23 protein-coding genes, 1 tRNA gene and 1 pseudogene are annotated in these 16,444 nt (G+C 54.8%); 18 read left to right on the forward strand and 7 right to left on the reverse strand.

Annotation, left to right across the window (positions count from 1 at the left end; translation table 11 throughout):
• Position 1 precedes the first annotated feature (1 nt).
• The 5 genes from IE151_RS16085 to IE151_RS16105 all read right to left on the reverse strand — a co-directional run bounded on the left by IE151_RS16085 (position 2) and on the right by IE151_RS16105 (position 2,560).
• Positions 2–544: a hypothetical protein gene (locus IE151_RS16085; RefSeq protein WP_189492538.1), complete on the reverse strand. Its 543-nt coding sequence runs from the start codon at positions 542–544 to the stop codon at positions 2–4.
• A gap of 151 nt (positions 545–695) precedes the next feature.
• On the reverse strand, positions 696–1,085 hold the full coding sequence (locus tag IE151_RS16090; protein WP_189492541.1) for a hypothetical protein: 390 nt from the start codon (positions 1,083–1,085) through the stop codon (positions 696–698).
• 288 nt (positions 1,086–1,373) lie between these two features.
• Positions 1,374–1,799 carry a hypothetical protein gene (locus IE151_RS16095; RefSeq protein WP_189492543.1) on the reverse strand — a complete coding sequence of 142 codons (426 nt, stop codon included), beginning with the start codon at positions 1,797–1,799 and terminating at the stop codon, positions 1,374–1,376.
• Positions 1,796–2,101 carry a LexA family protein gene (locus IE151_RS16100; protein ID WP_189492546.1) on the reverse strand — a complete coding sequence of 102 codons (306 nt, stop codon included), beginning with the start codon at positions 2,099–2,101 and terminating at the stop codon, positions 1,796–1,798. The genes IE151_RS16095 and IE151_RS16100 overlap by 4 nt, the downstream gene beginning before the upstream one ends.
• On the reverse strand, positions 2,102–2,560 hold the full coding sequence (locus IE151_RS16105) for a hypothetical protein (RefSeq protein ID WP_189492547.1): 459 nt from the start codon (positions 2,558–2,560) through the stop codon (positions 2,102–2,104).
• 74 nt (positions 2,561–2,634) lie between these two features.
• Between IE151_RS16105 and IE151_RS16110 the strand changes: the two genes are divergently transcribed.
• From IE151_RS16110 to IE151_RS16195, 18 genes and pseudogenes are all read left to right on the forward strand, one after another.
• Entirely contained in the window at positions 2,635–2,925 is a 291-nt protein-coding gene (locus IE151_RS16110; protein ID WP_189492550.1) for a hypothetical protein, read from the forward strand.
• Positions 2,926–3,261: 336 nt separating this feature from the next.
• Entirely contained in the window at positions 3,262–4,050 is a 789-nt protein-coding gene (locus IE151_RS16115; RefSeq protein ID WP_189492552.1) for a S24 family peptidase, read from the forward strand.
• 23 nt (positions 4,051–4,073) lie between these two features.
• The gene (locus IE151_RS16120; RefSeq protein ID WP_189492555.1) at positions 4,074–4,370 is read left to right on the forward strand and encodes a TM2 domain-containing protein; all 297 of its coding nucleotides are present in this window, start codon (positions 4,074–4,076) and stop codon (positions 4,368–4,370) included.
• A gap of 47 nt (positions 4,371–4,417) precedes the next feature.
• Positions 4,418–5,044 (forward strand): hypothetical protein, encoded by a 627-nt coding sequence (locus IE151_RS16125; protein ID WP_189492558.1) that lies wholly within the window; start codon positions 4,418–4,420, stop codon positions 5,042–5,044.
• 682 nt (positions 5,045–5,726) lie between these two features.
• On the forward strand, positions 5,727–6,074 hold the full coding sequence (locus IE151_RS16130; protein WP_189492561.1) for a hypothetical protein: 348 nt from the start codon (positions 5,727–5,729) through the stop codon (positions 6,072–6,074).
• Positions 6,074–6,262 carry a hypothetical protein gene (locus tag IE151_RS16135; protein WP_189492565.1) on the forward strand — a complete coding sequence of 63 codons (189 nt, stop codon included), beginning with the start codon at positions 6,074–6,076 and terminating at the stop codon, positions 6,260–6,262. The genes IE151_RS16130 and IE151_RS16135 overlap by 1 nt, the downstream gene beginning before the upstream one ends.
• Positions 6,262–6,597, forward strand: coding sequence for a hypothetical protein (locus IE151_RS16140; protein ID WP_189492567.1), 336 nt, complete (start codon positions 6,262–6,264; stop codon positions 6,595–6,597). The genes IE151_RS16135 and IE151_RS16140 overlap by 1 nt, the downstream gene beginning before the upstream one ends.
• Positions 6,594–6,746, forward strand: a complete 153-nt coding sequence (locus IE151_RS16145; protein WP_189492570.1) for a hypothetical protein — start codon at positions 6,594–6,596, stop codon at positions 6,744–6,746. Before IE151_RS16140 ends, IE151_RS16145 begins: the two co-directional genes overlap by 4 nt.
• A 285-nt stretch (positions 6,747–7,031) precedes the next feature.
• A complete protein-coding gene (locus IE151_RS16150; RefSeq protein ID WP_189492573.1) occupies positions 7,032–8,153 on the forward strand; it encodes a hypothetical protein in 1,122 nt (373 codons plus the stop codon).
• The gene (locus IE151_RS16155; protein WP_244636829.1) at positions 8,153–9,049 is read left to right on the forward strand and encodes a recombinase RecT; all 897 of its coding nucleotides are present in this window, start codon (positions 8,153–8,155) and stop codon (positions 9,047–9,049) included. The genes IE151_RS16150 and IE151_RS16155 overlap by 1 nt, the downstream gene beginning before the upstream one ends.
• Positions 9,049–9,447: a recombination protein NinB gene (locus IE151_RS16160; RefSeq protein ID WP_189492576.1), complete on the forward strand. Its 399-nt coding sequence runs from the start codon at positions 9,049–9,051 to the stop codon at positions 9,445–9,447. Before IE151_RS16155 ends, IE151_RS16160 begins: the two co-directional genes overlap by 1 nt.
• A complete protein-coding gene (locus tag IE151_RS16165; protein WP_189492579.1) occupies positions 9,447–9,857 on the forward strand; it encodes an HNH endonuclease signature motif containing protein in 411 nt (136 codons plus the stop codon). Before IE151_RS16160 ends, IE151_RS16165 begins: the two co-directional genes overlap by 1 nt.
• On the forward strand, positions 9,850–10,410 hold the full coding sequence (locus IE151_RS16170; protein WP_189492582.1) for a hypothetical protein: 561 nt from the start codon (positions 9,850–9,852) through the stop codon (positions 10,408–10,410). The genes IE151_RS16165 and IE151_RS16170 overlap by 8 nt, the downstream gene beginning before the upstream one ends.
• Positions 10,410–10,634 carry a hypothetical protein gene (locus tag IE151_RS16175; RefSeq protein WP_189492584.1) on the forward strand — a complete coding sequence of 75 codons (225 nt, stop codon included), beginning with the start codon at positions 10,410–10,412 and terminating at the stop codon, positions 10,632–10,634. Before IE151_RS16170 ends, IE151_RS16175 begins: the two co-directional genes overlap by 1 nt.
• Positions 10,631–10,777, forward strand: a pseudogene (locus IE151_RS17780) (helix-turn-helix domain-containing protein); the annotation flags it as partial. The gene IE151_RS16175 and the pseudogene IE151_RS17780, both read left to right, overlap by 4 nt.
• Positions 10,778–10,809: 32 nt before the next feature.
• Positions 10,810–11,943, forward strand: a complete 1,134-nt coding sequence (locus IE151_RS17785) for a tyrosine-type recombinase/integrase (protein ID WP_244636832.1) — start codon at positions 10,810–10,812, stop codon at positions 11,941–11,943.
• 133 nt (positions 11,944–12,076) lie between these two features.
• Positions 12,077–12,153 (forward strand) — tRNA-Pro (locus IE151_RS16190).
• Between the two features lie 400 nt (positions 12,154–12,553).
• On the forward strand, positions 12,554–13,186 hold the full coding sequence (locus tag IE151_RS16195) for an outer membrane protein (protein WP_189492593.1): 633 nt from the start codon (positions 12,554–12,556) through the stop codon (positions 13,184–13,186).
• A gap of 121 nt (positions 13,187–13,307) precedes the next feature.
• Here IE151_RS16195 and IE151_RS16200 read toward each other — a convergent pair whose 3' ends face one another.
• Both IE151_RS16200 and IE151_RS16205 read right to left on the reverse strand, forming a co-directional pair.
• Complete coding sequence (locus IE151_RS16200) at positions 13,308–14,198, reverse strand: response regulator (protein ID WP_189492596.1); 891 nt, start codon at positions 14,196–14,198, stop codon at positions 13,308–13,310.
• Positions 14,167–16,266 (reverse strand): ATP-binding protein, encoded by a 2,100-nt coding sequence (locus IE151_RS16205; protein WP_189492598.1) that lies wholly within the window; start codon positions 16,264–16,266, stop codon positions 14,167–14,169. The genes IE151_RS16200 and IE151_RS16205 overlap by 32 nt, the downstream gene beginning before the upstream one ends.
• Between the last annotated feature and the right edge of the window lie 178 nt (positions 16,267–16,444).

Here is a 16,444-nt window from a genome sequence, read left to right on the forward strand (position 1 = left end):
ATCAGGCTGCCTCGTCTTCGACCGGGAAAGGCTCTTCGCCACCGCTGATCAGCTCGTCACCATCAACTGCCGTGTTTCGCTTTTCCATGGCGGATGCGAGATCGCGCAGCATCTGGCCCTGCGCATCGTGCCAGCCGGCAATCCATGCCTCACGGGCCTCGCCATCGTAATCAGTGGCGCAATCCTTGGCGGCATAACCGGCGGCTTCACCTTCGCGACGTGCGCGGTCCACCAGTGGTTCACGATCAGTGCCGCCGAACATATCGGACTGGAAATGAACTGGGAGGGCAAACCAAGACATGATCTCGGCTTCGCGTCGGGCCTTGTCGGTGATGACCGCATCATCTTCAACCGCAGCGCATTTCATCATGAAATCCAGATCGGAAAGTATGATGGTGTCAGCCTTTGCGAGCTTACGGAGACGCTTGTATTCTGCCTGCTCCGCTTCAACCTTCGCCTTCTGAGCAGAAATCGCCTTGTAATGGTGAAACTTGAGCGCCTTCAGTTCGGCTGGCGTCAGGTCTGAGTTATGGCCTGCGTTCATTGCTGCGTTCTCCTCTGTTTACCAAGCGACGGGGTTGGCGAGATGTGTTCGGGCTGGTCGGGCGATCAGGCCCATTTCGGCGGACGCGCTGTAGGCGACGGTCAAAGCGATGGCAGCGACGCAGGCAGCCAAGGCAAAGGCAAAGCGACGGCTATGCTTCGGGCTGGCGAGAAGGTTTCCCAGCGATAAAATCAGCGAGGCCAGCCAGTACCGGATGGGCTTGAGTATCATTTCGCTTTTCCTCGTAATTGGCTTCGGCTCGGTTGCCGAACTCCTGCAAATGCGCGCGAAAGACTGCCATCCAGCGCGAAACCTTCATTTCGCGCGGTGGTCTGTTCCAGCATTGGAGGATGATTGCTGATGGAACCCGGAGACGGGTTTGAAGACGATCCGCAGCTGCTTCGATGGTGTCACCGGGTCCGCGATGCTCCTTGCGAAGCAGTTCCGCAGACATCCGTTTTGCCTCTTCACCGAGCCACGTAGGGTCTTCGATACGCGTTACTGACATTTTGACGCCCCTGTCGGAGAACTTGTCACGCATGACATTTCCTTCTCGCTATCTCTGTCCTCGTCAGAGGCAGGGGCCACGAAGCGGGTCATGTCGTAAGTGAGAAAAGGGATCGAGAATGTGCCGACCTGAGAACCGCAAATTTCGTAGATCGGTGCAGTTGGAACTTGATTTGGGAGGGTCATTAGCGCCCTCCCCAATACGTGGTGAACTCGGAAGGCCCAGACTGGTCGTTGACAACACCGGTCTGAGCTTTGCCGACCTTTTGGCTAGATGCCCGCCCTACCGCGATCCCGACGACGAATGAGAGAAGCGCCCAGATCATGCCGCCAACTCCTCGATATCGACGCGAACGTCATCGACGTAGACGACATCAATCAGGAACCGTCGAAGATCGACCACATCCTTCCAGATCGCTTCTTCTGCCTCGTCATTCGATGCGCCACCGAAACAATCACAGTGGCGGATGTCGATCCGATAGGCAGCTTGCAGCTTCTGCCGGTCGAGAATGAGCACGGCACCACGTTCGTCTTCGTCATCGCGTGGCAGGGATGCGAAATAGATAGCGGTTTCAGGCCTACGGGTGAGAGACACGCAGGTGTCTCCATAGGGTGCGCAGAGGATCGAATTGCTTTCGACAATGGCGTCTATGTAGCGCGTGCCATGGTAGAGAACTGGTCGATTGCGCACCCACCTATCACGAAGGCGGATTGCCGTGTCTGTAGCGATGCTGAGTAACTTGCTCATGCCGCTGCCCTCAAAACCGTGAGGGAGCGCGCTCTGTTCGAGAGCTTGAGCAGACACCCACGCTCGATCAACGCATCAACGAGACGGGAAACGCCGCTGCGTGAATGCAGACCTAGCCCATGCTGGATATCTTCGAACGAAGGAGAGACGCCATTCTTCGCTGCGTAATCCGATATGAATTTCAGAGCGTCACGCTGGCGTGGGGTCAGTCCGGTCTTAGGCGCAAGCTGACGCGCCACCTCGTTCGCGAGTGCTGGGTCAGTCTTGATGAAATCACAGGCGATTTCAGAGAGGCTGGACATTCAAGCCGCCTCCCCCGTCGCCGTAGAGCGTTTGCACTCCACACAGTGGTTCTTGCCATAACCGCCACAGGTTACTTCTCCTGGACGTTTGCAGTTTGGACGCACAGCGAGAATTGCATCAGCTTTGGATTTGTGTTGCTGACCAGACTTGATGATCTGGTGCGCAGCACGCTCCGGAAGATTGGGGGTGGCCAGCGCGACAGGGAGGCCGTCAGCCGCACTGGCCTGTTCGTCTGCAACGGGGGCAACAGACGAAACTTCGCCGTGAACTGGTCGAAGGACTACCGGGTCAGCGGCGTCTACCTCGGCCTTCTGCGGCACTGCGAACGTGACAGGTGGACGAAACCCGTCGTGTCGCTTTTCTTGTGCCATTTCTGGCGAATTGAAATCCAAGCGCAAGTTATCGCCGCTCACAACGAAATCAGACTGGCCTGGAATGGAGATGATGATCGAAGACATTACGCAGCCTCCATCAAAGCTGGACTCTCACTGCTGAGCGGTTCATCGTTTTTTGCTAATGGAAGGGGTGGGAAATGGTACAGTTTGCAGTCACTGAGGGCTTCGCTCCCGTTCTGGTTTGGACCGAACAGAATTACGAAAGAGCACGTCAAATCAGCGAGGATTACATGCCGCAAACCTACACTGGCTGGCAGATCATCTTTGCAATCGCAAAAGCGCGGATCCCGAAGAACCTCGAGATCGTCTGTGTGTACGCTGACCCCGATGATGTCGCTCGCTGGTGCCGTTCCAATAATCGCAAGGTCACGATCGGAAACCGAGCCGCTTACGCTCTGGCTCACTATCAGCGACAGAAACTGCAATGAGTTGATCATGCTGCCTCTCCCCTAACGTCGGGGCGCACAACATCGACAGGCCAATCAATACCCTCTGGCCAATTGGCAGAGAGCCACTGCATAGCAGCCTCATACCGACTGGTCGTCAGGTCTGAGTTGCCTTCCAGACGAGACAGAACCTTCCCGTCGCCGAATACGATAGTCGAAACACGCGAAAGGCTAAGCTTCCGTGCATCTGCGTATGCGGTACACACCGCTATGAGGCGCTCTTTAAGGGTCATACCGCACTAATGGGATATCTTTACCGCAGTGTCAACGATAAATTTACCGCTATGCGGTATTCACGCAGTGCGGTTAATTAACCGCATGAAGATGGACCTTAAAACGCGAATCCAGCGTCGGCTTGACGCGACTAGAAAGACAGCCCGTGGCGCTTCGCTCGAAGCTGGTCTCAGCGATGCGTTCATCCGAAACATTCTCACGGACAAATCAGAGAACCCGCGTTCGGACACGCTTGCACGATTAGCCCCTGTTCTTCGAACAACGGAGGCTTGGCTGCTTCGCGGCGAAGGCCCAGAAGAAAACGGTAAGTCGTCGGTTATCGACTCCTTCGACCCCGATCACCACGACGACCATCCGCACGATGACCACATGTCCATTGGCAGTGAAACTGGCGTGCGCGGTATACCAGAAGGCACTTCGCCTCAGGTCGATATCGTTGGCGGAATGGGTGGCGGCGGTCTGTCAGTTATCAATGACGGCGTGCCGGGCAAGCATGGCATGACGTTTGCCGCTGAAAGTATCCGCGACTATTGGCGGTTGCCTCCAATGATGCTGGTCACGCTTGGCCTCGCAGCTCAGGACGTCGCCATCGTGCCGGTGCAAGGCGATTCAATGCATCCAACACTGAATGAAGGCGACGTGGTATTCATCGACACGCGCCATCGCACTCCCTCGCCCGCCGGCATATATGCAATCATCGATGAAATCGGCGGTTTGGTGATCAAACGCCTCGAAGTTCTGAGCCCCCCAGGATCAGAGGAAGTTCGTGTCAAAGTGATCTCGGACAATCCGAGACATGGGCCGAAAGAATGGAACATTGACGATCTACGTGTCGTCGGTCGCGTGCTGAGGAAATTCAGCACAGTATCATAGTCGTAGAAAGGTTTTTGGGGGCAATGTCACTATCTACTCAGCAACAAATTCTGATCGAGCAGCGAGTATCTAACGAAGCGAAATCTGTAGGCGCCGCCTATCTTCTTTGGTTCTTTCTTTGGTTCGTATCAGGTCACCGATTTTACCTCGGTCGTCCCGGCACTGCGGTACTTCAAATCCTCTCATACTTCATCCTCGTCGGCTTCATATGGCTGATCGTTGATGCGTTTTTAATTCCCGGCATGGTCCAGAAGCAAAAGGACAAAGTCCGCAGAGATCTCTCACATCAAGCGATGATGATGTCCGGATCGCGTGACTAACAAGTGCCGGTGGGATACTAAAATTCGTGATCTTTGGGGGCAAAGAAATGAAAATGAAACTCATAGCAATACTGGCTGCAACTCTAGCCATAAGTGGTTGCGGGGCGGAGATCGCCGCAATGCACGGTATTGCCATTATCCAGCCTACCGATTTCACAAAGGTGTATGAAGCTACGAAAGTAAGTAGCGATGCTCATACAGGGTCAACGACGGTCGAAGGACCGACGATCTTTCACGACAACCACCTACTCAAAAACACTTATGCGGTTCGCAGTTGGATAAACAAAAACAACAGTCTGCTTAACGATCGCTTCCAAGTTTATGTGGTAGGAAATTTCAACGAGTGGGCCTTCCTAAACCAAGCGTATTCCAACGGACAGATGTTGGACACCACCCTCATTTCCAGAAAAGTCGGGCACTGCTCTTCATCTGGATGCAGCGTTAGTGAGACTGTTGGCGTGAACCTTTCGCGTGAACGGGTGAAGGAACTCGCTGGAACCGGCTTGTCGTTCAAAATAGCTGGGCAGCGCGGCGATGTTACCATGCTCATCCCCGCAACCTACTTCGGCGCTATCCAGAAAAGGCACGAAGAAGCACGCGGCACCCCTAACGAAGCAGTTGTGCCAACTACGGGTAAGATTCAGGGGGATTTTCCAACAGCACCTAGAAGCTAAACACGTCGCGTTTCAGCACGGTATCGCAATTGACATCGATGCGCATGCGGCTGCGCATAAAGGGGCAGGAATTGGCTTGAGAGACCCGACATCAATTTCAGAATGGCTTGCGCTTGTCTCTCACAGCTCAAAGCTATTTGACTTCTCAACTTTCGCTTGCGGCTCTCGAGACACCGAAGAAATCGGATGCACTCTCGGGTTCTTTTCGTAGAGCCTTCTGAAAACTCGACCAATCACCTTCATGCGTATCTCCTACCTATCTTCTCTTGCTCTGAACCTATCCTGTTATCCTCCAGAACCTTGGTTTGAACCCGAGTGGAGGGAGTGAGCGGTAAAGACCCCCCTACCCCCAGAAGCCAAATAGCTCCCAAGAGTAGGGAGATCAGTACCAGGCGTGAACCGTCGTTTCGGTCGTTCGCATGGCAGGACGCCTCTCGACTATCCGTCCTCTGTTTCTGGCAGCACCGTAGGACTTTCGACCCCCGCGCTTGTGGTTCGACCAGCAAAGGGAATTGCACCCTCGTCACCACGACTGGAACCACTACACGGTTCAAATACCGCATACAAGGTATTTTTATCGCATAATGTATTGACGCGGTATTTTTATCGCGGTATATCTGCATCCATCAATGATCACGAAGAAGCCCCGGCCGATCTGATCGAACAACTGATGGAGAGGCACATGCGCATTTCCCAACAACCCAAATCTGATCGCTACGATTGGACATACACGCACATCTGCAAGCTTTCCGGTGCGCAGCCTGTCGTCGATCTTGATGTCGAACTCTCTATCGACGTTGAGCTTTCGGGCGGCGAACTGACCATTGATGTGCGGTCGGTCTATGTCGAAGGCGTGAACCTTGCGACTGGCGACATCATCTGCCGTCAGCTTGGTGCTGCGATAATCGAAGCCGCTGACAAGGAAATCGCTGACGGCGGTTGGCTGTTTGGTGAGATTTCGGAGCGTGAAGGTTATAGCCTGCGTGGCCACCCGTCTGACCCTGACGCTTATGTGGTGAGGGCCGCGTGATGAACCTGTCGAACATCAAGGCACTGGCAGAGCAGCTTATCCGAGACGTTGAAGGCGTAGAGGCCAGCAATCCAACATCGTTCAAACGCGTCGATTGCCAACTTGGCATTCACAAGGGGTTTGGCCGTCTTTCGCGTGAGCTTGGCTATCGCGTCGAACGTATCGAGCCTGAGAAGGAGGCAGCGTGATGGTTACTCCTCTCGAAGATGTAGAACGCCTATTCAACGCAGTGAAAAACCTCCGTAACGAGCGCCGCAAGATGCAGAAACTCTCACAAAGGGCGCTTCACGCAAACGGTCCAAAGGCATCTCAAAAAGCGAACGTGGATCTGAACTGGCAAGCATTTCACATCAACAAGATTGAGCATTTGGTCCATGCGGTTGCTGTAGATTGTGGGTTTGCAGACCTACGAGAGCCTAATCATTACAAACCGTATTCAGTGAAGCTAACCGGCTTCCACGAATATGAAGTCGTACCGGAAAAACCCCGAGATTTGCGACTACCGTCGGTGGCACTCACATGACCGAGCCTCGCAACCGCCTGTGCAGGCCTACGCCGCCTACCGTCTTCCTGACTGATAGCCAGATCATCGTTCTCGGCATCTCACTCTTAATCGCAATAGCCGCCGCCACTGCCCTGTTTCTCTGGGTGGCATGGGAGTTTCTGTCATGAGCCTGCTTATCCGCGACCTCTGCGGTCTCGCCGTTCTCTCAGCATCCATTTTGATCCTCGGCATCATGATCGGAGCGATCCAATGGATGTGATCGACCCTGAACGCGATTATCTCGCCGGCGCAGTGAGCGCGCTCGAATCTCCATCCTGCCTCCAAGCATTCCGGCCAGACCGCGACGAGCAAATGGCCGCAATCGAAATCCTACTCTCCTCCCGGCTACCAGCAGAGCTGCGGTGCCAATTGCGAGAGTTCGAGCAATCCCTAGTTCTGAGAAAGGACGCAGCATGAGCCGTCAACCAGCACACGCCCACGACAGCACCACCGACACGTTCACTCAAGTTGGCGTTTATGCTGTGGATGTTGCCCGGAAAGCCGGACAGTCCCTATCCGCACGCAAAGCGCAAGACAATGACCCTTATACGTTTTGGCGAAACGGACTTGCGATCGGTCAGGGCCGACAACTAACCAGGCAGGAACAGCAATCATTGGGCCTCTCGATGGAGCCGCAGCTCGGCTTCTTTCGAAAGCGCAATAAGGGTGGCACCGACATCCCGGTTGCCATTTGGATGAGCGGGGGAGAAATGGTTGCTCTTGCCGGTGATCGCGACGTTGATGCTGCAGAGATTTGGACGTGGTGCTGCAACTGGCCGATCAGCCATGGGCAATACACCGCCGTCACTGGTGGAGCATCATGGCCGGACGAACCACCCGTTGCAGATGCTGTGATCGGCCACAACATCAGCGACGATCCGTTTGAGGCGCTACGCATTGAATTTGAAGGTGATCGCGAGCTTGCCAAAGCGTTTCTGAAAGAACCTGTGAAAACACAGGAGCAAGCGGATCGCGCGGCAGTTTGGTCAAAAAAGCTTGCCGCTATCGCGAAGAAGGCGACCGACCTGCACAAGGTCGAGAAGCAGCCAAGTTTGGACGAAAGCCGACGCGTCGACGACAAATGGCGCGACCTCAAAGACGAACCTAAGGCTCTCTCAACAGCGCTTAAACGGGCGATGGACGTCTTCTTGAACGAGCAAGCGCGGATCGAAGCCGAGCGCCAGAAGAGGGCACGGGAAGAAGCTGACCGCATTCGACGTGAAGCGGAAGAAGCTGCACGCCAGGCCAATGCAAATGATGCCGCAGCCCAAGCCGAAGCGGATCGCCTCAAGCGGGAAGCAGATCAGGCCGAGAAAGATACTCAAACACGCAACGCTCAGGCTGGACGGACTGGCGCGAAAGTATCGCTGCGCACCTTCGTATCGGCTGAAATCACTGATTACGACGCGTTGCTAGTCGCTCTCAAAGACAGACCTGAAATTCGTGAAGTGGTTCAGTCGCTTGCGAACCGCGCAGCTAAATCCGGCGTCAATCTCCCCGGCATGAAAATTCACGAAGAAAAGAGGGCAGCGTAATGAATGCCATAGTTCAAGCGGATGCACCGCGCCTTCCCTCACTGCAATCCGGTGGCGCTGTTCGCGCCATTGTCCCGCAGGATTTCGACGGAGCATGGCGCATAGCAACTGCCGTTTGCAAAGCCGGCATGGCACCAAAGGGTTTGGATACACCCGAAAAGGCTATGGTCGCTATCATGCATGGTATGGAAGTTGGCATGACGCCTATGGCTGCTCTACAATCGATCGCGGTCGTGAACGGCCGTCCAACGATCTGGGGTGATGGCGCAATCGGCCTCGTGCGCGGTTCCGGCAAATGCGAATGGATCAAAGAACGCATCGATGGCGAAGGCGACGGCGCGGTCGCTGTTTGCGAGGTGAAGCGTAAAGGTGAAGCCGATGCCATCAAGGCAACTTTTTCTGTCTTAGACGCAAAGAAGGCTTCTCTTTGGGGCAAGGCTGGACCGTGGCAACAGTACCCGAAGCGAATGCTTGCTATGCGCGCCCGCGCCTTCGCTCTTCGCGATGGGTTCGCAGATGTGCTTCGCGGTCTTGGCATTGCTGAGGAAGTGCAGGACACGCCGCAACGTGACAGCACAGTGCAAGCAACTCGACCACCAGCGCCACCCGCTCCGCCATCGATCGATCATCAGGCCGAAGAGATCGACCATCGCGAAATCGTTCAGGAGACTGGTGAATCGGTCGATGCGATCATGGGAGATGGCGAACCGTTCGATATCGAGAACTACGTTCAGGAACTGGAGGACGCACTTGCCATTGGCCAGGATGAAGCAACTCTGACTGAAATCTGGGATAGCTTTGATGTTGAAGCCACCCTGACCGATGATCAGATGGCTATGCAGCGCGCCTTCGATATTCGCAAAAAGCATGTCGCAAGAATTGGCGGAGGTCAGTAATGGGCCGCGCTCTTCTCATTTTGAATGGGCCTGCGGATAGAACCAAGGCCATCCATTGGATCAGTAAGGCCCCTGTAGGAACGCGCGTAGAGTTCAAAGCCTCCAAACGGACACTTCCCCAAAACGATAAGCTCTGGGCGATCCTAACTGACGTTGCCACGCACATGAAGAAACTCGGCCGAGATTACACGACCGAGGAATGGAAGCTGCTTTTCATGCATGCATGGGGCCGCGAGGTTCGCTTCCTGCCCGGGCTTGACCAGAAGAGCGTCGTGCCGGTCGGTCAATCATCGTCAGATCTATCGAAAGACGAGATGGCCGATCTCATTGAGTTCATTTTCGCTTGGGGCGCTGAGAACGGCATCGTCTTCAATGATCCCCGTGAGGAGGCTGCGTAATGGCGCACAAAGCGTTCACCAAGAAAACGATGCGCCTTGCTCTAGAGCGCTCTGGACTGAAGTGCGAAGCGGTTGGCAAAATGTATGGTCTGGCCAATGGTTCTCGTTGTAACGCACCTCTCTCCTATGGCGTAGAGTTCGATCACATCATCCTCGACGCCAACTCTCACGATAACAGCCTCGATAACTGCGCGGCGGTTTGTATCAAATGCCATAAGCACAAGACGGCTAAGCACGACATTCCGATGGCTGCGAAAACAGTTCGCCAGCAGGACAAGCACCTTGGTGTCAAAAGTCCTCGCCGCAAGCCCATCCAAAGCCAAGGTTTCCCAAAGTACGCGAAAACCGCAAAAGGCAGCACGAAAAGCTTGCCTCCACGCTTGATGTTTCAGGAGAGACAGAATGGATAAGCCACTGGACGAGAAGGGCATAGAGGCGGCACGAAAGCAGCTAGGATTTTCTCCTGCCGACGATATTCGAATTGCCGCTGCGATTCGGGCCTATCTGGAGGCCGCGCAGGCAGGCGAGAGCGAGGTGCCCAAGCACGTAGAAAATGCGATGCGGGCGAAGCGTCGAGAACTCATTGCTATTCCGCTCGAACGCGCTTGGCCGGAACTAGCTCGCGTTGCTGTTGAGGCGATGCAGGCAGGTGAGAGCGAGGCGGCTGCCGAGCCACCGATTGCGGCGCATGAAGGTCGCGATGTCGATTGGAAGGACGTAACTGGATGGGGTGTATTCAACGGACATGCTATCCCCGTTGCCGTCGCCCGTAAGATTGCTGAACGTATAAATCTATACCACACATGGCGATCATCCACCCTGAAAGTCGAGAACGAACGACTGCGGGAGCAGCTTGTACGAATGGTTGATATAGCCGAGGCGCGCTTGATTTTGCTGACAGAAAACAATGTGCCTGACGTGTCAGTCAGCGCCGCCCTCGCAGAACAGAAAGGCGGTGCGTGATGGCAAAGCCAAAGGTCGTCTATGCCAGACCGGGTGATATGTTCGAAATCCGTATGGTTTGCAACGAGGATTTTGATTTGAGTTCTCGCGATTGGAGAGAGCAGGTTTACCCTACGAGCATGTTGGTCATGACCGTAAGACCCGGCGAGATCGCTTTCGCCGATCCCATGACACGTCAAGTTCCTTGGCCGCGCACCCTCGCAGAACAGGAGAAGCAGGGATGAGCCTTTTGACACCGGACCAAGCCGCCGAGGCCCTTTCTATCTCTACGCGCCATCTTCTTCATTTGACAGATGACGGCGCTTTGCCCTTCATTAACATTGGTCGAGGGGCGCGAACGATAAGACGCTACGAGCCTGCTGACATTGAGGCGTTCAAGAACTTGAGGAAGCAAACCACGTGTCAGTCTACATTCGAAAGGACAGCGCGTCCGGAACGTATTCGTACGAGTTTCAAATCGCCGGTCGCAGATTTTCAGGCAGCACTGGAGCGTCGTCGGAGCGGGAAGCGCGCCGGGTAGAGAAGGTCAAGCGCAAAGAGGCTGAGGCTCAATTAGCAAATGAAGCGGCTGGCGCTGGTCAGGATATGACTGTTGAAGATGCAGTCAGCCGCTATTGGTCTGAGATAGGCCAGCACCACGTTAACAGCGATGCCACGCTCTGGAGTCTAGATTGGCTATGCACAAACCTTGGCCGACGCACAAAACTCAACACGATTACGGATAAACAAGTCGCGGAGATCGTAGCCAAACGCCGCAATGACCTGATCCCACGTAGAAAGACCCCTACCCGCATATCCCCAACCACAGTCAATCGGACAGTAACGCAGCCCTTGCGAGAGATCATGCTTCGGGCATCGAACGTCTGGAATGTGCGAACGCAGAAAGTGGATTGGTCCGAGCATCTGTTGCGAGAACCGGGGGAACGCGTCAGGGAGGCATCTGCCGTTGAAGAAGCCAAGATAATGAGTGAACTTGAGCGCGGCTATGATGTAGCAGTGCGTTTTGCGTTCCTCTCAGGTTGCCGACGCATGGAGATACTCGGTTTAACCTGGGATAAGGTGGACTTCTTTGGGAGAACATTCACTGTTATAGGCAAAGGCAACAAGCCGCGCGTCATCCCAATGTCCCAAGCCATCTTCGATTTGCTCTGGCAGGAAAAAGACCATCACCCGCGCGTCGTCTTCACCTTCGTCGCAAAGCGAGTGGTCAAGAAGCAAGGCTATGCCAGAGGCTCGCGCTACCCTTTAACCGAACATGGTCTAAAGACCGCGATGCGGCGCGGCGTTGCCAATTCAGGCGTGACCAATTTTCGGTTTCACGACACGCGTCACACGGCTGCAACCCGCATCCTGCGCAAGAGCAATTTGCGAGTTGCGCAACAGCTACTCGGTCACGAAGATATCTCAACTACAACGAAATACGCACATGCGATGGTGGACGATGTGCGCTCTGCGATGGACGCAATGAGTGCCGCAGAGATTGGGGTAGAGGTAGATCATCTGACAGCACGAAAAAACCAGAACAAGACGTAAACACCGGTGGGACTTTTCGTGGGACTTTTGGTTCCGAAACATCCCACGACATTCATCTGTGTTCATTATGTTCTTTTTAGCCGTTTCGGGGCTTGCACGTTAAACCCCTTCAATATAAACGGTTTCTTGGTCGCGGAATGTAGCGCAGCCCGGTAGCGCACTTGACTGGGGGTCAAGGGGTCGTCGGTTCGAATCCGGCCATTCCGACCATTATCTCAAAAACTTAGTATTCCTCACTCGAGCTACAGCGCTCGTAGTCACGTCCTGTCAGCCAGGTAAACGGTTGCGGGACGATTGCGTCTCATAACGGCGCAGATCACAAGTTCACGCGGGTTTGCTGCGAGGTGCGGAAGGACGCATTCCCCAAACCGGTCTTGCAGACCCACCAAGCCTTAGCTTCCGGTCTTTATGCCTACTCTTGAAGAGTCCGGGGACCGTTCTCCCGCCGCGCGCTAATGTCATGCATCGGGTTTCGCTGTCTGTCTTCGGCTCACGCGAATAGCTGGCGAAAGAAATGGCGCGAAGGTGGCAGCAATGTGTTGCAATTGCGATACAGACATTCTGCGTCTGCAAGGGTACGATAAATTAGATAAACCTTGTGGAGAGAGCCATGAAGAAGATTTTGCTTGCATCTGTCGCAGTATTCTTTGTCGGCGCAGCACATGCGGCCGACGTTGTTTACGACGCACCGCCCGCAGCTCCAGTTGCCGAAATTCCGGCATGGTCCTGGGCTGGCGGCTATCTCGGCATTCAGGGAGGTGGCGTATTTTCTGAAGGCACAGCAAGCATTCCCGGCGCAAGTTTCAGCGATGATTTCAACGGCGGCTATGTGGGAGGCTTCGTCGGCTGGAACTTCGAGCTTGGTAACAGCTTCATCCTTGGTCTTGAGGGTGATGTGAATTACAATTTCAACGAGAACTCCTATGCCGGCGGAATCGACGCTGGACAGGACTGGTCATACGGCATCCGGGCTCGCGCTGGTTATGCAGTAGATCGCGCCTTGATTTTCATTTCCGGCGGTTGGGCAGCGACGAACGCCTATGTTGACATCCCGGGCGTTGGCGATTTCGACGAGACCTTCAACGGCTGGTCCGTTGGTGCCGGTGTGGACTATGCCTTCACCGACACGATGTTCGGTCGTCTCGAATATCGTTACTCAGACTTCGGCGACAAGGATATCGCCGGCTTCAATGTCGAAATCGACCAGCACACCGTCGGCGTCGCCCTCGGCGTAAAGTTCTGATAGCGGCTTTCCCTGCCCTATTTGTTAAACCCCGCTTTGGCGGGGTTTTTCATTGGCTGAATGCGATCAAGCTTCGGATAGTCGCAAGCGGGCGCAACGCGCTCGGCATATTTCAGCCCATTCAGCGCACAAGCTGCTGCTCGAGCGCCACGAGATAGCTGTTTACGAGCCCAATGGCATTTTCAGTGAGTCTAACGAACTGTCTGCGTTTATCGGTAGGGTCGAGCCAACGCCCGACCAGTCCAGCCTGTTCCATCTCATCGAGGCGGCGCGAGGCGGTCGCGGGCGCTACTCCTGAAGCCAGATACAGGGAAGACACCGAGACGTTGCGGTCCAACAGGTGATTTTCCATAAGGTCGAGAACCATGTGCCATGCCGGATCCGCGAAAAGGCGATCAGAAAAATAACGTGTTTTTATATCCCGCGTTCGAAGGAGCTCCAGAAGGCGCTGCGTATCGAGTTCCTCTGTCGGGCGCGTCTCCAGGAGATTATCCTCGACAGGCGCAGCCGGTGTTTTCCCATGACCGGGCAGCGAACTGTTGAAACTGCCCAGGACATCGCTGAGTTTCTGCACCTCTTCGATCAGCCGGGCCAGCCGTTCATGCCCCTCAGACAAATGACGCTGCGCGGCACCCTTTTCGCAGGCCCTTCCGACAGCTTCCAGCAAATGTTGGCGACGCACCGGCTTATAGAGGAAATCGACCGCGTTCAAACGCAAGGCCTCGATGGATTTTTCGAGGGTGGCATGGCCGGTGATAAAAATGACTTGCAGCCACGTTCGGTCGCCATACCGGTTTCGAACGTTTCGCAACAGCTCGATACCGTCCATTCCGGGCATGCGAATGTCGCTGACGATGACGTCGATTTCAGGCGTCCTGTCCAATATCCTCAGGGCACTTGCCGCATTCGAGGCCCGCAGGCAGAAATAACCGCTGTCGGTAAGCGCCGCGCCCAGCACCTCCAGCAATGGCTCTTCGTCATCAATCAGCAGGACAGTTGCTTTTGTCGCCATCTCGTTTCTCGCTGTTCACTGTCTTCGATGCATGGCGCAGCACAAGTCTGAACTCGGCCCCTTCTGCTACCTCTCCAAGTTCCAGACGCCCTCCCATATCCCGGGCCATGCCGTGGCTGAGTGACAAGCCAAGGCCCGTTCCTTTGCCGACCGGCTTGGTGCTGAAGAACGGTTCGAACAGCTTGTTCCTGATTGCATCGGGAATGCCGATCCCCGTATCGGAAATAGCGATCGCCGTCATATCCGGATCTTCTTTCATCAACCGGATGCGTATGCGCTCTTTCGACATGGAACCAGACCCGTTCTTTTCAAGTATCGCGTCGCGGGCGTTGAGAAGCAGGTTGAGGATGATCTGCTCCGTAAGTAAAAGGTCGGCGGACACAAGAGCCCTATCCGCACCGTATTCACGTATTATATCTATGCCTTCGGCAGCGATCTGCGCCCCCGCTATGGCCAGGGCACCCTCGATGGCGTCAGCGGGATCGACCGGCTGCGCACCTCCGCCTTGGCGGTGCCCATATATCCGCATGTGCCGGACGATATTGGCTGCCCTGTCAATCTGGCTGCTTACAAGGTCGAGCTGCCCAGAAACCATTTCGAGATCAGTGCGCCCGCTTTCTATATTAGCCTGGATATTATCGACGGCCATTGCGAGAGTAGCAAGCGGCTGGTTGATTTCGTGCGCAATGCCAGTGGCCATTTCACCCAATGTCACCAGTTTTGCCGACTGGTAAATCGCAAGCTCCGCCTCACGGCGGTCGGTGATATCCAGTCCGACGACCACGAGATTTTTCACGCCCTCCGACTTGTCCCGGATCGGTGATATCGACCATGAAAGCGCGCGTTTCGCGCCATTTTGGAGAACCACCTCCCGCACGCCCTGCCACGGCAAGGAAGCGACGATCTTTTCAAAAGGCTCGCCCAATATACGCGACATTGAGCTGGCATCAGCTCGGGCGAAATCAACATCGGGGAAGAGAGTTTGCAATGCCTGATTTGCAACCACGACCTGCCCGTCCGGGCCTGTAACCGACATGAGGAGCCCGCCGGTGTTCACGATCGTCTCAAGGAATTCCTTTTCCTGGCGCTGTTGGGCCGTTTCCAGCATGCTTTGCATCAGTGAATCGCGGTTACGAAAATACCTTCCCAGGATGAGGCCAAGCGCGATCAGTGTGGCAAGCAGAGCAGCCAGGGCAATGGCGATAACGGATGAGGAAATGAGCCAGGCCTGGTAAATTGGTGCAACAGGCACCCCGACATAAGCCAGAAGCGGTGCTGCTGAAGACCGGTAATAGGCGAAGATACGCTGTATGCCGGTTCGCACCGAAGGGCTGATCTTTATGCCTTCACCGGCGGCAAGTTCGTCGCGAATGGTGGGTTCAACGTTACTGCCAATGACTTCCGGCGCATTGGATGCCCGGATAATTCCGTCTTTTCCCATGAGGCCCAGAACCATACCGGGACCTTCAACGAGCCGGCTGTAAAACCCGTACAAATACGCTTCGTCAACGACGAGGAGCACATAGCCGTTGAACCGGTTATTCGCGCCGTTAATTCGACGGGCATAGCTCATGGTCCAGCCACTATAATCACCGGGGACGCTCAGATCCGAAAGATAGGGCTTACTTATGTAGAAATTTGGCGCATCTTCGCGCTGCAGTTCCTGGAAGTCTGCGGTTTTGCTCATATCCCTGCCGATGGGATAGCTTTCCATACCGCTGGCCCGGATAACGCCATCAGGGCCGACAATTGCGATTCCCATTGCAGCAGGTTCGGCAGCGGCGCGACGACGCATGACTTCGGAGAGCAAAGCTTCGTCGACAATGCGATCCGTTGCGTCCTCGACAATTGCGCGGCTGAGCGCATCAAGCTTCACGAAGATCTGCGTAGTGTGCTCTGCAAGCGCCTGTGCGAGATACATGAGATGCTGACCGGCATCGTCCATTCTGTCTCTGTAGTCACGTGAAATAATGGTTGCAGCTCCAGAAAGAGCTATCACCATGACAATCGATGCGGAGAGCCAGTAGGCGCGTAGTGTCCGACGTTCGATCTTTCCAAACCTTTTCAAATAAAATCGTGACGATCCAAAGCATTTTAAACGGGAAGAAGACTACCAGACAGTGGCTTCCACTGTCCTCACCGGTAATCTTTTGTACTATCTCTCACAGAAGACTGGTCCGTGCAGTCAACGAGAGCCCATGTTTCAAAACATGTCCTCCGGTCGAAATCGGCACAGTGAAACTTGG

The sequence above is a fragment of the Limoniibacter endophyticus genome, from assembly GCF_014652835.1.
GTDB lineage: Bacteria > Pseudomonadota > Alphaproteobacteria > Rhizobiales > Rhizobiaceae > Limoniibacter > Limoniibacter endophyticus.